Source organism: Cupriavidus sp. SS-3, assembly GCF_035818815.1.
GTDB lineage: Bacteria > Pseudomonadota > Gammaproteobacteria > Burkholderiales > Burkholderiaceae > Cupriavidus > Cupriavidus taiwanensis_C.
This window is the reverse complement of record NZ_JAYLVT010000004.1, coordinates 209,453-226,904: the sequence shown is the minus strand read 5'-3', so window position 1 is coordinate 226,904 and position 17,452 is coordinate 209,453. Positions and strand designations below refer to the sequence as shown.

Annotated in this window: 16 protein-coding genes; 13 read left to right on the top strand and 3 right to left on the bottom strand. The window is 67.3% G+C overall.

Annotated elements, in window-relative coordinates; all coding sequences use genetic code 11:
- Positions 1–146: 146 nt before the first annotated feature.
- The 11 genes from cysT (at position 147) to U9J39_RS08795 (ending at position 11,125) form a co-directional block, all read left to right on the top strand.
- Positions 147–1,118: a sulfate ABC transporter permease subunit CysT gene (gene cysT, locus U9J39_RS08845; protein WP_116312696.1), complete on the top strand. Its 972-nt coding sequence runs from the start codon at positions 147–149 to the stop codon at positions 1,116–1,118.
- 1 nt (position 1,119) lies between these two features.
- Positions 1,120–2,061, top strand: coding sequence for a sulfate ABC transporter permease subunit CysW (gene cysW / locus U9J39_RS08840; RefSeq protein ID WP_115680441.1), 942 nt, complete (start codon positions 1,120–1,122; stop codon positions 2,059–2,061).
- A complete protein-coding gene (locus tag U9J39_RS08835; protein WP_115709836.1) occupies positions 2,058–3,170 on the top strand; it encodes a sulfate/molybdate ABC transporter ATP-binding protein in 1,113 nt (370 codons plus the stop codon). Before cysW ends, U9J39_RS08835 begins: the two co-directional genes overlap by 4 nt.
- Positions 3,167–4,111: a CysB family HTH-type transcriptional regulator gene (locus U9J39_RS08830; protein WP_111517800.1), complete on the top strand. Its 945-nt coding sequence runs from the start codon at positions 3,167–3,169 to the stop codon at positions 4,109–4,111. Before U9J39_RS08835 ends, U9J39_RS08830 begins: the two co-directional genes overlap by 4 nt.
- Positions 4,112–4,356: 245 nt before the next feature.
- Positions 4,357–4,776, top strand: a complete 420-nt coding sequence (locus U9J39_RS08825; RefSeq protein WP_115709834.1) for a terminase — start codon at positions 4,357–4,359, stop codon at positions 4,774–4,776.
- A gap of 60 nt (positions 4,777–4,836) precedes the next feature.
- On the top strand, positions 4,837–6,012 hold the full coding sequence (locus U9J39_RS08820; protein ID WP_115709832.1) for a sensor histidine kinase: 1,176 nt from the start codon (positions 4,837–4,839) through the stop codon (positions 6,010–6,012).
- A 110-nt stretch (positions 6,013–6,122) separates the two neighbouring features.
- Positions 6,123–6,947: a LytR/AlgR family response regulator transcription factor gene (locus tag U9J39_RS08815; RefSeq protein ID WP_012353034.1), complete on the top strand. Its 825-nt coding sequence runs from the start codon at positions 6,123–6,125 to the stop codon at positions 6,945–6,947.
- A 153-nt stretch (positions 6,948–7,100) separates the two neighbouring features.
- Positions 7,101–8,363, top strand: a complete 1,263-nt coding sequence (locus U9J39_RS08810) for an MFS transporter (RefSeq protein ID WP_115681456.1) — start codon at positions 7,101–7,103, stop codon at positions 8,361–8,363.
- A 57-nt stretch (positions 8,364–8,420) separates the two neighbouring features.
- On the top strand, positions 8,421–10,160 hold the full coding sequence (locus tag U9J39_RS08805; RefSeq protein WP_442784893.1) for a thiamine pyrophosphate-binding protein: 1,740 nt from the start codon (positions 8,421–8,423) through the stop codon (positions 10,158–10,160).
- A 48-nt stretch (positions 10,161–10,208) separates the two neighbouring features.
- The gene (gene rraA, locus U9J39_RS08800) at positions 10,209–10,706 is read left to right on the top strand and encodes a ribonuclease E activity regulator RraA (RefSeq protein WP_115709826.1); all 498 of its coding nucleotides are present in this window, start codon (positions 10,209–10,211) and stop codon (positions 10,704–10,706) included.
- Between the two features lie 2 nt (positions 10,707–10,708).
- On the top strand, positions 10,709–11,125 hold the full coding sequence (locus tag U9J39_RS08795) for a gamma-glutamylcyclotransferase family protein (RefSeq protein WP_326346929.1): 417 nt from the start codon (positions 10,709–10,711) through the stop codon (positions 11,123–11,125).
- A 46-nt stretch (positions 11,126–11,171) separates the two neighbouring features.
- Here the strand turns inward: U9J39_RS08795 and U9J39_RS08790 are convergent, their stop codons facing one another.
- The gene (locus U9J39_RS08790) at positions 11,172–12,494 is read right to left on the bottom strand and encodes a CitMHS family transporter (protein ID WP_326346928.1); all 1,323 of its coding nucleotides are present in this window, start codon (positions 12,492–12,494) and stop codon (positions 11,172–11,174) included.
- Between the two features lie 71 nt (positions 12,495–12,565).
- Complete coding sequence (locus U9J39_RS08785) at positions 12,566–13,606, bottom strand: isocitrate/isopropylmalate dehydrogenase family protein (RefSeq protein ID WP_116312692.1); 1,041 nt, start codon at positions 13,604–13,606, stop codon at positions 12,566–12,568.
- A gap of 574 nt (positions 13,607–14,180) precedes the next feature.
- Between U9J39_RS08785 and aceA the strand changes: the two genes are divergently transcribed.
- Together aceA and U9J39_RS08775 are read left to right on the top strand one after the other, a co-directional pair.
- On the top strand, positions 14,181–15,476 hold the full coding sequence (gene aceA / locus U9J39_RS08780) for an isocitrate lyase (protein WP_115680433.1): 1,296 nt from the start codon (positions 14,181–14,183) through the stop codon (positions 15,474–15,476).
- Between the two features lie 621 nt (positions 15,477–16,097).
- Positions 16,098–16,859: a M48 family metalloprotease gene (locus tag U9J39_RS08775; RefSeq protein ID WP_326346927.1), complete on the top strand. Its 762-nt coding sequence runs from the start codon at positions 16,098–16,100 to the stop codon at positions 16,857–16,859.
- Positions 16,860–16,938: 79 nt separating this feature from the next.
- On the opposite strand, the gene U9J39_RS08770 is transcribed toward U9J39_RS08775, so the two are convergent.
- Positions 16,939–17,373, bottom strand: coding sequence for a universal stress protein (locus tag U9J39_RS08770; protein WP_012353026.1), 435 nt, complete (start codon positions 17,371–17,373; stop codon positions 16,939–16,941).
- Between the last annotated feature and the right edge of the window lie 79 nt (positions 17,374–17,452).

Here is a 17,452-nt window from a genome sequence, read left to right as displayed (position 1 = left end):
AAAATTCATAAAGATTCGTTCTTTTTATAAAGACGGATCTGCAGAATCTGTCTCGTAGGCCGGCGCAATATGCGCCGGTGTCATAAAGAACGGCGTGCCGGACCTGGCCATCGGCCTGGCAGCGCACCGCTCACAAACGAGACGACATGCCTCCATCCATTTCCCTGGCGGACACGCCGCCGGCGGCGCCCCGCCCGCCCGAGTCCGCGTCCGGGTCCGGTTCGGCGCGCGCGCCACGCAACCCGTCCAGGCAGCGCTTCACCGTGCTGCCGGGCTTCGGCCTGTCGCTCGGGTTCACGCTGTTCTACCTGACGCTGATCGTGCTGGTGCCGCTGTCGGCCACGTTCCTGAAGACCTTCACGATGACGTGGGACGCGTTCTGGACGTCGATCACGGCGCCGCGCGTGGTGGCATCGCTGCAGCTGAGCTTCGGCGCGTCGCTGATCGCCGCCATCGTCAATACCGTGTTCGGGCTGATCGTGGCGTGGGTGCTGGTGCGCTACCGCTTTGTCGGCAAGCGCCTGATCGATGCGCTGGTCGACCTGCCGTTCGCGTTGCCGACCGCGGTGGCCGGCATCGCGCTGACCGCGCTGTTCGCCGGCAACGGCTGGATCGGCCGCTACCTGGAGCCGCTAGGCATCAAGGTCGCATTTACGCCGCTGGGCGTGGTGGTGGCGCTGACCTTTATCGGCCTGCCGTTCGTGGTGCGCACGGTGCAGCCGGTGCTCGAAGACGTCGAGCAGGAACTGGAAGAAGCCGCGGCCAGCCTGGGCGCCAACCGGCTGCAAACGTTCCGCCGCGTGATCCTGCCGGCGATCCTGCCGGCGCTGCTGACCGGGTTTGCACTGTCCTTCGCGCGCGCCACCGGCGAGTACGGCTCGGTGGTGTTTATCTCGGGCAACATGCCGATGGTGTCCGAGATCGCGCCGCTGATGATCTATTCCAAGCTGGAGCAATACGATTACGCCGGTGCCACCGCGGTGGCGGTGGTGATGCTGGTGATCTCGTTCGCGCTGCTGCTGCTGATCAACCTGCTGCAGGCGTGGACGCGCCGCCACCAGTCCGGCGCGCGCGCCGCGCTGGCTGCAGAAGCGCCCGCCACGGGCAAGGAGTTCTGAGATGGCCGGATCAATCTCGGGACGCCTCGGCGGGCAGGGCAGCGCCAGGGGCCATCACCGCTTCGACGCCACCGGCGAGGCGCCATGGGTGCGCTACACGCTGATCGCGGTGGCGGTGCTGTTCCTGACGCTGTTCCTGTTCGTGCCGCTGGCGTCGGTGTTCTATGAAGCCTTGCGCAAGGGCGTGCAGACCTACTGGGAAGCGCTGGTCGAGCCCGACGCGCTGGCCGCGATCCAGCTCACGCTGACGGTGGCGGCGATCGCGGTGCCGCTGAACGTGGTGTTTGGCGTGGCCGCGGCGTGGGCCATCGCCAAGTTCGATTTCCGCGGCAAGAACCTGCTGATCACGCTGATCGACCTGCCGTTCTCGGTGTCGCCGGTGATCTCGGGCCTGGTCTACGTGCTGCTGTTCGGCGCGCAGGGCTGGCTGGGCCCGTGGCTGCAAGCGCACGACATCAAGATCATGTTCGCGGTGCCGGGCATCGTGCTGGCCACCATCTTCGTGACTTTCCCCTTTGTTGCGCGCGAACTGATCCCGCTGATGCAGGCGCAGGGCAGCGAAGAGGAGGAGGCCGCGATCGTGCTGGGCGCCTCCGGCTGGCAGACCTTCCGCCATATCACGCTGCCCAATATCCGCTGGGGCCTGCTGTACGGCGTGATCCTGTGCAATGCGCGGGCGATGGGCGAGTTCGGTGCGGTGTCGGTGGTGTCGGGCCATATCCGCGGGCTGACCAACACCATGCCGCTGCACGTGGAGATCCTCTACAACGAGTACAACTTCGCGGCCGCGTTCGCGGTGGCGTCGCTGCTGACATTGCTGGCGCTGGTGACCCTCGGCATCAAGACGCTGGTGGAATTCCGCGCCCGCAAGGAAACCGAAGAGGCCGCGCCCGAGCGGCCGCTGGCAAGCCTGCCGGCTTCAGTGCAAGGACAAGCATCATGAGCATCCAGGTCAAGAACGTAGAGAAGCGCTTTGGCGATTTCGTCGCGCTGGACAATGTCTCGCTCGATTTCGACGAGGGCGAGCTGACCGCGCTGCTGGGGCCTTCGGGCTGCGGCAAGACCACGCTGCTGCGCATCATCGCCGGCCTGGAGCGCGCCGACGCCGGCCAGATCGTGCTGGCCGGGCGCGATGCGTCGGACCAGCATGTGCGCCAGCGCCAGGTGGGCTTCGTGTTCCAGCATTACGCGCTGTTCAAGCACATGAGCGTGTTCGAGAACGTCGCCTTCGGCCTGCGCGTGAAGCCGCGCGCCGAGCGCCCCAGCGAAGCACAGATCCGCGAGAAGGTGCATGCGCTGCTCGACCTGGTCCAGCTCGACTGGCTCGCCGACCGCTACCCGGCGCAGCTGTCGGGCGGCCAGCGCCAGCGCATCGCCCTGGCGCGCGCGCTGGCGGTGGAGCCGCGCGTGCTGCTGCTCGACGAGCCCTTCGGCGCGCTCGACGCCAAGGTGCGCAAGGAACTGCGCCGCTGGCTGCGGCGCCTGCACGACGAACTGCACGTGACCAGCGTGTTCGTCACGCACGACCAGGAAGAAGCGCTGGAAGTGGCTGACCAGGTAGTGCTGATGAACCGCGGCCGCGTCGAGCAGCACGGCTCGCCCGAGGCGGTCTACAACCATCCCGCCACGCCGTTCGTGTTCGGCTTCCTCGGCAATGTGAACCTGTTCCACGGGCGCCTGGAAGTCGGCGAGAGCGGCGGCCTGCTGCATACCGGCGAGGCGGTGCTGCCGGTGATCGGCAGCGGCCACGAGACCGCCGGCGATGCGGTCGCCTATGTCCGCCCGCACGACCTGGACCTGGAGCGCTATTCGCCTGGCGCCGACGGCATCGCCGTGACGCTGCGCCGCGCGCTGACGCTGGGCCCGGTGGCGCAGCTCGAACTCGAGCGTGAAGACAACCAGGACGTGATCGAGGTGGCGCTGCCGCTGGAGCGCTTCCGCCACGCGGGCTTCCGCGAGGGCGAGCTGCTCGCCGTGCGCCCGCGCCAGCTGCGCGTCTTTACGCAAGCCAACGGCACCGCCCCCACCCAAAAACAAGAGGCCGCACGATGAACTTCCAGCAACTTCGTTCGATCCGCGAGGCGGTGCGCCGCCAGTTCAACCTGACCGAGGTCGCCAACGCGCTCTATACCTCGCAGCCCGGCGTGTCGCGCCAGATCCGCGAGCTGGAAGAGGAACTGGGCGTGGAGATCTTCGAGCGCTACGGCAAGCGCCTGACCGGGCTGACCGAGCCCGGCCGCGAGATCGTGCGCATCGTCGAGCGCCTGCTGCTCGAGGCCGAGAACCTGCGCCAGGCGGGCGACGAATACGCCGGCCGCCACACCGGCCGGCTTACCGTCGCCACCACCCACACGCAGGCGCGCTATGCCTTGCCGCGCGTGGTCCAGGCGTTCCGCCGCGAGTACCCGCATGTGACGCTGGCGCTGCAGGAAGCGTCGCCCACGCATATCGTCGAGCTGCTGCTGACCGGGCAGGCCGATATCGGCATTGCCACCGAGGCGCTCGCGACCGAGGCCGGGCTGACCTCGTTCGAGGCCTATAGCTGGCAGCACGTGCTGGTGGTGTCGCCGGACCATCCGCTGACGCGCCTGCCGGAACCGACGCTCGAAGACGTCGCGAACTTCCAGCTGATCACCTACGACGCCGGCTTTACCGGCCGCCGCAAGATCGACAGCGCCTTTGCCGAGGCGGGCCTGCAGCCCGAGATCGTGCTGACGGCGCTCGATGCCGACGTGATCAAGACCTATGCCGAACTGGACCTGGGCGTCGGCATCATCGCCTCGATGGCCTATGACGAACGCAAGGACTCGGGCCTGGTGCGGATCTCTGCCGACCACCTGTTCGCGCCCAACACCACCAGCGTGGCAGTGCGCCGCGGCGCCTACCTGCGCGGCTATGCGCACGCCTTCATCAACATGTTCGCGCCGCACCTGTCGCGCGATACCGTAAGCAGCGCGCTGTCCGAACAGGACCGCCAGGCCCTGGCCGCCTGAGCGGCGCGCGGCGCCGGCGCCACCCCGCGGGCCGGCGGACACGCCGTCCGCACCCGCCCGGTGCCGTTCGCACCCCGTGCCGGCCGTTCGTCGCAACAGACTTTCTTCTCCCCGCGCCGCGGGGTACATTCCCTGCACGTGCCCGCACTGGCATCCCGGCCGGCGCCGCACGTGTACCGCAGCGCAGCAAAGTTTGCGCACGGCCGCCGGTCGGCAAGGACCGGGCAAGGGAGAGAGAGACGATCATGCGCGACGACGAACCGCTGCTGCGCTGGCAGTGGCGCGGCTATGCCCGCAACCACCAGCATCCCCGCAACCTGCTGCTGCATATCGTGGCCGTGCCGATGTTCATGGCCGGCACCGTGCTGGGCCTCTATGGCCTGCTGCGCCTGAACCTGCCGGCGATCGCGCTGGGGCTGGTGTGCATGGGCATGTCGATGGCGCTGCAAGGCCGCGGCCACCGGCTCGAGGCCCATGCGCCGGAGCCGTTTGCCGGACCGGCCGACATCGCCGGACGCATCCTGGCCGAGCAGTGGATTACCTTTCCACGCTATGTGCTGTCCGGGCAATGGTGGCACGCGCTGTCGGGCCGCAGCGCGGCGCCTGCGCCTGCGTCCGCGCCGGCTCCCGCGCGGTCTGGCGATGTGAGCGGGCAGGGCGGCTGACGCATCCCATGTCGCCGTCACATCACCCGCTGTATTGCGCATGGCGAAAGCCGCGCTAACATGAACGCCATGGACCGCTGCTTCTCACACGCCTGCACCGCCATTCCGTCCCGCCTGAATATCCTCGGGCGCGACCTGCTGTTCGTGCTGTGCATGAACTCGGTGATCGCCATCAGCCTGAACTACGGCTTCCAGACCGGCGGCACGCTGTGGCACAACTTCGTCTACAGCCAGCTGATCGGGCTGTCGATCTGGGTGCTGATCGACATCCCGCGCGTGGTGATCTGGTGGAACGACCGGCCGCGCCGCTGGCCCTTCCTGCTGCTGGCCGCCGCGGCGGTGCCGGCCGGCGTGGTGTTCGGCAGCTGGGCCACGCGCGTGGTGCTGGACCTGCCGCCCAAGTCGGCCGACGAGGCCGGCGGCATGCTGCGCATGTGCCTGGTGGTGGGCATGCTGGCGGCGGCGTCGATGATCTATTTCTACTGGTCGCGCGAGAAGCTGGCTTCGCTGGAGCGGCAGGCGGCGCTGGACGCGCTGCAGCGCGAGGAAGCCGAAAAGCAGCTGGTGCGCGCGCAGCTGATGGCGCTGCAGGCGCAGATCGAGCCGCACTTCCTGTTCAACTCGCTGGCCAACCTCGACGGCCTGATTGCCACCGATCCGCCGGCGGCGCGGCAGCTGCTGCAGCGGCTGATCGGCTTCCTGCGCATGTCGCTGGCGCATACCCGCGCCGAGCAATGCACGCTGCGGCAAGAGTTCGAACTGCTGCGCAGCTATCTCGAGATCCAGGCCATGCGCTTCGGCCAGCGGCTCTCGTATGACATCGACCTGCCGCGCGATCTGGCGAAGGTGGAAATCCCGCCGATGCTGATCCAGCCGCTGGTGGAAAACGCGGTCACGCATGGGATCGAGCCCTGCATGATCGGCGGCCATATCCGGCTGTCGGCGCGTGCGGCCGGCGACAACGCGGTGCAGGTGGTGATCGCCGATACCGGGGTCGGGTTCGGTCATGCCTCAGGCAAGGGCTCGGGGCTGGGCATCACCCATGTGCGCGAGCGCCTGGCGCGTATCTTCGGCGCGGCGGCAACCATGCAGATGGAAGAGAACACGCCGCGCGGCGTGGTGGTGCGGCTGACCTTGCCGCTGGAGCGCCCGGCCGAAGCGCCCACCTTGACCCAGACCGTCACCGCCGTGCCGGAGGGCATGCCGGTCTCTGCCCCGGCCATGCCACGGCTCTGACGCGCACTCGCTGTCGTTTCACCTGAAAACAACAAGCGCAGCAGGTTTCGCCCGTGTCGGCGCGCCTGCAGCGCCATCAAGCTGCCAACGCCAACGCCCCCCACGCCCCCATGACCCCGACCCTGCTGATAGCCGACGACGAAGCGCTGCTCGCCCGCGTGCTGGAATCCGAACTGGCGGCCCTGTGGCCCGAGGCGCGGGTCGTGTCCGTGGTCCACGACGGCGTGGCCGCGCTGGCGGCGGCGCGCGAGCACCAGCCGCGCGTGGCCTTCCTCGATATCCGCATGCCTGGCATGAGCGGCATGGACGTGGCGCGCGAACTGATCGAATTCGATGCGCCGCCGCTGGTGGTGTTCGTCACCGCCTACGACCAGTTTGCGCTGGAGGCCTTCGAGCGCGCCGCGGTCGACTACGTGCTCAAGCCGGTGCAGCGCGAACGGCTGGAGGCGACCGTGCAGCGCCTGAAGGCCCGGCTGTCCGATTCGACGGAAGCGGAAGACGACGATGACGAGGCTGCGGTGGCCGACACCGACCGGCTCGGCCAGTTGCTGGCGCGCCTCGAATCGCTCGAGCATGCCGCGCCGGGCGCGGCCGGCGCGCCGCAGCGCCAGTACCTGCGCTTTATCAAGGCGCTGGTGGGGCAGGAAGTGCGCATCATCCCGGTCGACGAAGTGATCTACCTGGAGGCCACCGACAAGTACGTCAACGTGGTCTCGGGCGCCGGCGAGGCGCTGATCCGCACCAGCCTGCGCGAGCTGACCCAGCAGCTCGATCCCGAGCGCTTCTGGCAGGTGCATCGCGGCACCGTGGTCAACATCAGTTGCGTCGCCAGCGCGGTCAACCAGTCGCTGGGCCGGCTCTCGCTGCGGCTGCGCGACCGCCCGGAACTGCTGCCGGTGGCGCGCCAGTACGCGCACCTGTTCAAGCAGATGTGAAGGCCCGCGCGGCGCACGGATCGGCCGGCGCGGGGCGGCGTGGCCGCCACCCTGCCAGCGGCAGGCAGGGGTTTCCTCTATGATGCGGGCTTCGGCCGGTATTTTTTTGCCCGCCGCCCAGCCCACCGCATCGTCCTTCCGAACGCCAGCGCCATGCCCACCGCCACCCTCGAACCCACGCCCAATTCCCTTCGCCACGACGCCCAGGTGATCGGGCTGGTGGGGCTGGCGCATGGGGTCTCGCACTTCTACCACCTGCTGCTGGCGCCGCTGTTCCCGTGGATCAAGGCCGAGTTCGGGCTCAGCTATGCCGAGCTGGGCCTGCTGATGACGGTGTTTTTCGCGGTCTCGGCGGTGGTGCAGACCGCGTCGGGCTTCGTGGTGGATCGCTTCGGCGCGCGGCCGGTGCTGTTCGGCGGGCTGGCCTGCCTGGGCGCCGCCGCCTTGCTGCTGTCGGCCAGCGGCGGCTATGCCGGACTGCTGTTGGGCGCGGCGGTGGCGGGCCTGGGCAATGGCGTGTTCCACCCGGCCGACTTCACGCTGCTGAACAAGCATGTGTCGCAGCCGCGGCTGGGGCACGCGTTCTCGGTGCACGGCATTTCCGGCAACCTGGGCTGGGCGGCGGCGCCCCTGTTCCTGGTGGCGATTGCCAACCTGGCCAGCTGGCGCGTGGCGCTGGCGGCGGCCTCGGCGGTGGCCTTTATCGTGCTGGCCGTGCTGGTGGCGCTGCGCCATGTGCTGGACCCGCGCGAAGTGCAGGGCGCCGTGGGCCGGCCCGCCGCCAGGGCCGCGGGGGCGGGCGGCAGCGTGCTGGGCTTCCTGCGCCTGCCGCAGGTGTGGGTGTGCTGGGGCTTCTTCCTGCTGACGACGTTCTCGGCCGCCGGCATCCAGAGCTTCGCGCCCACCGCGCTGACCTACCTCTATGGCATGCCGTTCACGCTGGCGACCGCGTCGTACACGGTCTACATGCTGTGCAGTGCCGGCGGCATGATTGTCGGCGGCTTTGCCGCCAGCCGCACCAGCAACCATGACCGGCTGATCGCGGTCAGCTTCACTGTGTCGGGGCTGATGGCGGTGCTGGTGGGGCTGAACCTGGTGCCGGCGCTGCTGGTGCCGGTGCTGATGGGCGTGATCGGCTTTGGCGCCGGTACCGCCGGGCCCTCGCGCGACCTGCTGGTGCGCGCGGCAGCCCCGGCCGGCGCCACCGGGCGCGTCTACGGCGTGGTCTACTCGGGGCTGGATATCGGCCTGGCCTGCGGCCCGCTGTTCTTCGGCGCGCTGATGGACGCCAGGCTGCCGGCCTGGGTCTTCTTCATGATCGGCGGCTTCCAGCTGCTGTCGATCTTCACCGCGGTGACCGTGGGCAACGGCAACCGCTCGCGCAGCCAGGCCACGGCACGGGCGGAGGCCGCCTAGACGAGCCCGCCAGTCCGCCCGCCGCTTTCCGAATCCGCTTGCCTGAGGAACGTTTCCATGCCAATGACGCCGGCCAACGCCACCCAGCCTGAAGACACCGATCGCGGCGCGCCGCTGCCGGGCGGCCATATCCTCGTCGATGCGCTGCTGGCGCACGGGGCCGAACTGGCCTTCGGCGTGCCGGGCGAGAGCTACCTTGCGGTGCTCGACGGCTTCCACCGCCGCCGTGACCAGCTGCGCTTCATCGTCTGCCGGCAGGAGGGCGGGGCCGCGGTGATGGCCGAGGCCTACGGCAAGCTGACCGGCCGCCCCGGGCTTGCCTTCTGCACGCGCGGGCCGGGTGCCACCAATGCCAGCATCGGCGTGCATACGGCGTTCCAGGACTCGACCCCGATGATCCTGTTCATCGGCCAGGTCGGTACAGACTTCATGGACCGCGAGGCCTTCCAGGAAATCGACTACCGCCGCATGTTCGGCCAGATGGCCAAGTGGGTGGCGCAGATCGACCGGGTCGAGCGCATTCCCGAATACATCGCGCGCGCCTACCAGACCGCGACTTCGGGCCGTCCCGGCCCGGTGGTGCTGGCGCTGCCCGAAGACATGCTGGCGCAAACCGCCGCGGTGCCGCAGCTGCAGGCCTACCAGCGCGTCATGGCCTGGCCCGGCGAGGCCGAGCTGGCGCGATTGACGGAAATGCTTCACGCCGCCGAGCGCCCGTTCGTGCTGGCCGGCGGCAGCGGCTGGACGCCGCAGGCGTGCGCCGACCTGCAGGCCTTTGCCGAGCGCTTCGCGCTGCCGGTGGGTTGCGCCTTCCGCGGCCAGGACCTGTTCGACAATCGCCATCCCAACTACGCCGGCGATGTCGGCATCGGCATCAATCCCGCGCTGGCCGAGCGTATCCGCAACGCTGACCTGGTGCTCGCGATCGGCCCGCGGCTGGGCGAGATGACCACCGGCGGCTACGCGCTGATCGAGGCGCCGCGGCCGGCGCAGACGCTGGTCCATGTCCATGCCGGCGCGGAAGAGCTGGGCAGCGTCTACCAGGCCGATTTGATGATCCAGGCCTCGATGCCGGCCATCGCCGCGCACCTGGCAGGCCTGCAGCCGCTGGCCGCGCCGCGCTGGCAAGACTGGACCGAAGCCGCGCACGCCGATTACGAACGCTACCTGCAGCCGCCGCCGTTCACGGCGCAGGGCGTCGACATGGCCGAGGTCATCCGCACGCTGGACCAGTTGCTGCCGGCCGACGCGGTGGTGACCAACGGCGCCGGCAACTATGCCGGCTGGCTGCACCGCTATTTCCACTATCGCCCGTTTACCAGCGGCGGACGCGGCCAGCTGGCGCCGACCAGCGGCGCGATGGGCTATGGCGTGCCGGCCGCGGTTGGCGCCAAGATCGCTTTCCCGCAGCGCACGGTGGTGGCACTGGCGGGCGACGGCTGCTTCCTGATGAATGGCCAGGAACTTGCTACGTCGATGCAATACGGCGCCCCGGTCATCATCATCGTCGTCAACAACGGCATGTACGGCACCATCCGCATGCACCAGGAACGCGAATACCCCACCCATGTGTCCGGCACCGAGCTGCTCAATCCCGATTTTGCCGCGCTGGCGCGCGCCTATGGGGCACGCGGCGTTACCGTGACCACCACCGGGGCGTTTGCGCCGGCATTGCGCGAGGCGCTGGCCGCGCCGGTGTCGACGCTGATCGAAATCCAGGTGGACCCGGACGTGATCACGCCGCGCACCACGCTGAGCGCGATCCGGGCGCAGGCGCTGGCCAGCCAGAAGCCATGACGCTGCGCGGCCAGACAGTATTTTTTCTTACCGACCAGGAGACCCGAGATGAAGCCCGTCACCACCGACCTGTGCGACGCGCATGAAGACCGCCTTGCCGACGGCACGCTGCGCGTGATGGCGCCGGTGTTCCGTGCCTTCGGCAAGCAGCCGGCGTTTGCCGGTCCGGCCGCGACGCTCAAGGTGTTCGAAGACAACTCGCTGGTGCGCGCCACGCTGGAGTCGCCGGGCCGCGGGCGCGTGCTGGTGGTCGACGGCGGTGGCTCGTTGCGCTGCGCGCTGGTGGGTGGCAACCTGGGCTTGCTGGCCGAGAAGAACGGCTGGGTCGGCATCGTCGTCAACGGCTGCATCCGCGATACCGCCGAGCTCGACGTGTGCGACATCGGCATCCGCGCGCTGGCCGCGCATCCGCAGAAGAGCCAGAAGCGCAACGTGGGCGAGAGCGAGGTCACGGTGCAGATGCCGGGCGCGGTGGTGCGCCCGGGCAACTGGATCTATGTCGATGTCGACGGGATCCTGGTCGCCGACGAAGCGCTGGAGCGCTGAGCATGCCGCGCGTCTTCGTCTATGGCACGCTGCGCGCCGGCGAGGTCAACGACCTGAACGCCGCAGCCCTGCGCCACGGCATTGCCGCGCCCACGCTGCTGGGCACGGGTACGGTGGCCGGCAGGCTTTATGACTTCGGCACTTATCCCGGCCTGGTGCTGGACCCCGGCGGCGGGCCGGTGGTCGGCGATATCTACGAGATTGCCGACGCCCTGTTGCCGGTGCTGGACGAGATCGAGGAGGTCTATCCGGGCCAGGCCACGCTGTTCGTGCGCGAGGAACAGGCGGTGCAGCACAACGGCCAGCCTGTCGCCTGCCTGCTGTATCCGGTGGCTGAAGCCGCGGCGGCCACGCTGCCGCGCATCGACAGCGGCGACTGGGTGGCCTATCGCCGCGCCCGCGATCACGCCGCTGCGTGATCCGAGCCATTCCTTGCCGGAGTGCAGGGAATGGCCGGGATCTCTGTCACGCAGACTGGCCAACGATGGGGATCACGCCAAGGAAAACGGTGGCCAGCATCATGACCAGCGCCGCTGACAGCGCCCATAGCAGGGTATAGCGCTGGTGGTCGCCGAACTCGACTTCAGCCAGGCCGACCAGCAGGTACGTCGACGCGACCAGCGGGCTCAGCAGGTGAACCTGCTGGCCAATGAGCGAGGCGCGTCCGATCTCGGCGGCGCTGATGCCGTAGACGGCGGCGGCCTTGGCCAGGATCGGCAGAATGCCGAAGTAGAACGCGTCGTTGGAAATAAAGAACGTGAACGGTACGCTCAGCACGCCCGTGACGAGCGCCATGTAGGGGCCCATCCAGTCGGGCACGGCGCTGATGACGCTGTTGGCGATCGCGTCGACCATTTTGGTGCCCGACAGGATGCCGACGAAGATGCCGGCGGCAAAAATCAGCGATACGACCGGTACGACATTGGCCGCATGCGCGCCGATCCGCTCCTTCTGTTCATGCAGGCTCGGGTAGTTGACCATCAGAGCGATGGCGCACGCCACGATGAACAGCGCAGGCAGCGGAAATATGCCGAGGATCAGCATTGCCATCAGGCCGAGCGTCAGCGCCAGGTTGAACCACAGCAGCCGGGGCCTGGCGATCTGCGGATCGCCGGTGGCAACCTCCGCGGCGCCATGGCCGGATTCGCCCACCCCGGCGGTCATCAGCGCGATGTGGCCGAGCCGGTTGCGTTCGCGCCGGCCAAGCAGGAAAGCCACGAACAGGCCCCACATGCCGGTGACGACCATCGGCAGGATCATCGGCACGAAGAGCGACCCCACATCCACGCCCAGCGCGCTTGCGGCGCGCGCGGTCGGGCCGCCCCAGGGCAGGATGTTCATCAGCCCGCCCGCCATCATGATCACGCAGGCCAGCACCAGCCTGCTGATGCCCAGCCGCTTGTAGAGCGGAAGCATGGCGGCGCAGGTGATCATATAGGTGGTCGAGCCGTCGCCGTCCAGCGATACCAGCGCGGCCAGCACGAAGGTGCCGGCGACGATCTTGACCGGGTCGCCGCCCACCAGCTTGAGGATGACGCGCACTACCGGGTCGAACAGGCCGGCATCGATCATCAGGCCGAAATACAGGATCGCGAACATCAGCATCACGCCGGTCGGCGCCAGCTTCTTGACGCCATCCAGCATCATCGGTCCCAGATCCGGGCCGAAGCCGCCGATCGCGCCGAACGCAATGGGAACAAGGATCAGCGCCACCATCGCCGAGAGCCGCTTGGTCATGATCAGTGCCATGAACACGATCACCATGGAGTAGGCGAGCAGGGTCAACATCTTTCTTCAATATCTCATTGCCGGGCAGGCTTTGCGGGGCGCTGCGTGGCGGTTGTCTGGCGTGGCGCGATTCAGCTGGCGCAAACGAGGCGTTGCGTTACCGCGTCGGCAAACTGCAGCGTGGAGGCCGTGCCCTGCAGGTCGCGGGTCTTCACCTGGTCCTGGTTGAGGGTCTGCGCGATCGCCGCGCGCAGCCGCGTGGCGAGGTCCTGGCGGCCCACATGGTCGAGCATCAGGCCGGCGGCGAGCATCAGCGAGATCGGATTGGCAATGCCCTTGCCGGCGATGTCGGGCGCCGACCCGTGCACCGCCTCGAAGATGGCGGCCTGGTCGCCGATGTTGGCGCCCGGTGCCATGCCAAGCCCGCCCACGAGCCCGGCGATCTGGTCCGACAGGATGTCGCCGAACAGGTTGGTACAGAGCAGCATGTCGAAGCGCCACGGGTTGAGCACCAGTTGCATGGCGCAGGCGTCGACAATGATGTCGTCGAGATCCACGCGGCCGGCGTAGTCCTTCGCCACCTCACGTGCCGCGTCAAGGAAGATGCCGGTGAGCGCTTTCAGAATGTTGGCCTTGTGGACCACCGTGATCTTCTTGCGGCCGTTCCTGACGGCGTACTCGAAGGCGAAGCGGGCAATGCGCCGGCAGGCCTCGCGCGTGTTGGTGCCGGTGGACACCGCCACCGCATGCGGGTCGTCGCCGACCGGGATGTAATAGTCGTGCGCCACATAGAAGCCGCCTACGTTCTCGCGCACCAGCACCAGGTCGATATCCTCGAAGCGGCCCGGCACCAGCGTGCGCACCGGGCGCACATTGGCATAGAGATTGAAAGTCTCGCGCAGGCGCACATTGACCGAGCGGAAGCCGCCTCCCACCGGCGTGGTCAGCGGGCCCTTCAGGGCGAGGCCGGTGCGGCGGATGCTGTCCAGCGTCTCTTCCGGCATGGGATCGCCGCAGTAGTCGATGCCAGCCATGCCCGCGTGCCGGACATCCCAGGCAAAGGGAGCGCCAAGTGCATCCAGCACCCTGACGGTTGCGTCCACCACTTCGGGGCCGATCCCATCGCCGGGAATCAGCGTGGCGGAAATCTGTTCGCGTGCACGGTCTTGCATTGGCTGTCCTTTCGTGAAGTGAGCGTTTCGCTGCCGGATGATTTCGACATCGCGGCAGCCCCAATCAACAAGGGGCGGATTCTAGGTGGGGAAGGCTGTCAGCAAACTGTCAAAGTGCCGACTGTTTCATCGGGGTTTACGCGGGGGCGCCGATGCGCCCGGCAAACCGGCGGCCCGGGCGAACATATCGACGGCGCGCCGGCGCCCAGGGCGCTGCAGACGAGCCGCGTCCACTAGCAGCTTGCGCCACATCCGCCGATTTTTCACGATGTGGAAAAAGGTTTTGGACCGCAAAAATCCCCGTTTGCGTGGCACAACGCCATTTCTCATGATGGAAGATTCTGTCCCGCATCGTGAAATATTTTCTGCAAGCCAATGATTTCAAAGAAAAATAAATCTTGGTAGCGCGCTGGGATGGGGGTTGTTGCAACGCGGTAGCGTTCTCTACACTCTTATATAAGACACAGGACATCGGGCGCTAAAACAGCGGTCAACGCAGCGGCGACGCGACGCAGCCCGAGTCAGGCGAGCACGAGATCCTCAGCCATTCCCAATCACGTTCAGGAGAGCGACCATGAACCGCCAAGAGCAGATCCAGGCCCTGCAAAAAGACTGGGACACCAATCCGCGCTGGAAGGGCATCAAGCGTAATTTCACCGCCGAAGACGTGGTGCGCCTGCGTGGTTCGGTTCAGGTCGAGCACACCCTGGCGCGTCGTGGTGCCGAAAAGCTGTGGCACCTGCTGCATACCGAGCCGTTCGTCAACTCGCTCGGCGCCCTGACCGGCAACCAGGCCATGCAGCAGGTCAAGGCGGGCCTGAAGGCGATCTACCTGTCGGGCTGGCAGGTCGCCGGCGACGCCAACCTGGCTGGCGAGATGTACCCCGACCAGTCGCTGTACCCGGCCAACTCGGTGCCGCAGGTGGTCAAGCGCATCAACAACACCTTCCAGCGTGCCGACCAGATCCAGTGGAGCGAAGGTACGGGCGACACCGACTTCTTCGCCCCCATCGTTGCCGACGCGGAAGCGGGCTTCGGCGGCGTGCTGAACGCCTTTGAACTGATGAAGTCCATGATCGAGGCCGGCGCCGCCGGCGTGCACTTCGAGGACCAGCTTGCCTCGGTGAAGAAGTGCGGCCATATGGGCGGCAAGGTGCTGGTGCCGACCCGCGAAGCCGTCGCCAAGCTGACCGCCGCCCGCCTGGCCGCCGACGTGTCCGGCGTGCCGACGCTGGTGATCGCCCGCACCGACGCCGAGGCCGCCGACCTGCTGACCTCGGACATCGACGACAACGACAAGCCGTTCTGCACCGGCGAGCGCACCGTCGAAGGCTTCTACCGCGTCCGCAACGGCCTGGAACAGTCGATCTCGCGCGCGCTGGCCTACGCCGAGGTGGCCGACCTGGTGTGGTGCGAAACCGGCAAGCCGGACCTCGAATTCGCCAAGAAGTTTGCCGAGGCCGTGCACGCCCGCTTCCCGGGCAAGATGCTGGCCTACAACTGCTCGCCGTCGTTCAACTGGAAGAAGAACCTGGACGACGCCACCATCGCCAGGTTCCAGCGCGAACTGGGCGCGATGGGCTACAAGTTCCAGTTCATCACGCTGGCCGGCTTCCACTCGCTCAACTATTCGATGTTCAACCTGGCCTACGGCTATGCCCGCAACCAGATGAGCGCGTTTGTCGAACTGCAGGAAGCCGAGTTCAAGGCCGCCGAGAAGGGCTTCACCGCGGTCAAGCACCAGCGCGAAGTCGGCACCGGGTACTTCGACGCCGTGACCCAGACCATCGAAGGCGGCCAGTCGTCGACGACCGCGCTGAAGGGTTCGACCGAAGACGAGCAGTTCTTCGAAGACAAGAAAGTGGCCTGACTCTCCTGGTCACTCCCGCCGGCTCGTGGGTCCGGCGGGATCGGGGGGGCGTGCGACCATCACGCTCTCTCTTTTAGGCGACGCGCCGTTCTCTCTCAGGGACGGCGCGATTTTTTTATTCCCAATGCGACCGCCGTACATAGCCTGGGCGCGCGAGCGCGTACCGGCGATTCACTCGAAGGTGCCAGCGGCCTTGGAGAGGGTCCACCCCACGCCGAGACACAGGCCAACCCATCCAATCGCGATCAGGGCGACGTCGTGCCAGTTCATCGTGCGACGCCCAGGTCGACGCAATTTGAATGTGTCTCTTGACGAAGGCATGGCCATCTCCCTCGAAAGCATGGGAACAGGCTAGGGCACCGGTCCGGGATTTCACGGACGGATTTGTAAAGGTTTGTTGCGGTGCGATTGCGCCACTCAGCATTGAGCGACCGGCTGCCCCAAAACGCGCCTGGGCCGTCGCATTGTTTACGGACTTCGATCTGAGAGATTGTCCAAATGCAACAAATTGTCATTTCTGGCGGCTTGCAGCATTTGGGTGATTCCCTGGCGCGGACAGATGGCTTAAAGTGCCGGAGCCTTTATCGGCACTCTCCGAGCCACTTCACCCAGAACAACATCATGAAAGCAACTCTCTCGCTCGCTGCCTGCGCCGTCGCGGCGGCACTGCTGGCCGGCTGTTCCGGTGGCATGCCCACCAATGTCGACGGCATGCTGAGCGCCGGCACCTCGCTGGCCAAGGCGGCCACGCTGTCGGACGCCGACGTCAAGAGCCTGTCGGACCAGGCCTGCGCCGAATCGGACAAGACCAACAAGATCGCCGCTGCCAACAGCACCTACAACAAGCGCCTGGTCAAGATCATGAGCGGGCTGAAGAACAGCGACGTGCCCAACGTCAATGCCAAGGTCTACCTGACCAAGGACGTCAACGCCTGGGCCATGGCCAATGGCTGCGTGCGCGTCTACAGCGGCCTGATGGACATGATGACCGACGACGAGGTGCGCGGCGTGCTGGGCCACGAACTGGGCCACGTGGCGCTGGGCCACACCAAGAAGGCCATGCAGGTGGCCTATACCGCCACCGCGGCGCGCGGCGCGGCGGCGTCGGCCGGCAATGGCGCGGTGGCGGCGCTGTCGCAATCGCAGCTGGGCGAACTGGGCGAGAAGCTGATCAACGCACAGTTCTCGCAGTCGCAGGAAACCGCGGCCGACGACTATTCCTTCGACCTGCTGACCAAGAACAAGGCCAGCACCAAGGGCCTGGTCACGGCGTTCCAGAAACTGGCCAAGCTCGACGGCGGCAAGTCCAGCATGTTCTCGTCGCACCCGGGCTCGGAAGACCGCGCCAAGCATATCGAGCAGCGCATCAGCAAGGCTTCGTAAGTCGCCCGCGCAAGCAAAAAACCGCCCGCACCGGTCATGCCGGTGCGGGCGGTTTTGCTTTGGCGCGCTGCGCCTTGGTTCAGCGGTAGACGATCACCGGAATGTCGGTATGCGTCAGGACCTTCTGCGTCTCGCTGCCGAGCAGCAGGCCCGACAGCCCGCGCCGGCCATGCGAGGCCATGAAGATGACGTCGCAGCCGTGGCGCTCCGCAGCGTCGATGATGCCGAGGTAGGGCACGGCAAAGGTCGACATGTCCGCGTCGAAGGTCACGCCGGCCGCAGTGGCCAGGTTCTCGACCTCTTTCAGATACAGCTTGGCCTGGTTCTCGATGCGGTCCTTGAACGCCTGCGGGGCCTCGACCACGATTTCGCTGAACGGCGTGTACGGGTATTCCTCCAGGCAGACATAGGCCGTGACGCGCGCGCCGATGGCCTTGGCGAGCTCCAGTCCGCCGTTGATGGCTTTCTTGGAGAGTTCCGAGCCGTCGGTGGGAAGCAGGATATGTTGGAACATGCGGGGCTCCTTTGCTGACTAGGGTCGGGGCAGGGCGGCGGCCCGCCGGTTCGCGGCAGGGCCGCGGCGCCGGGCAACG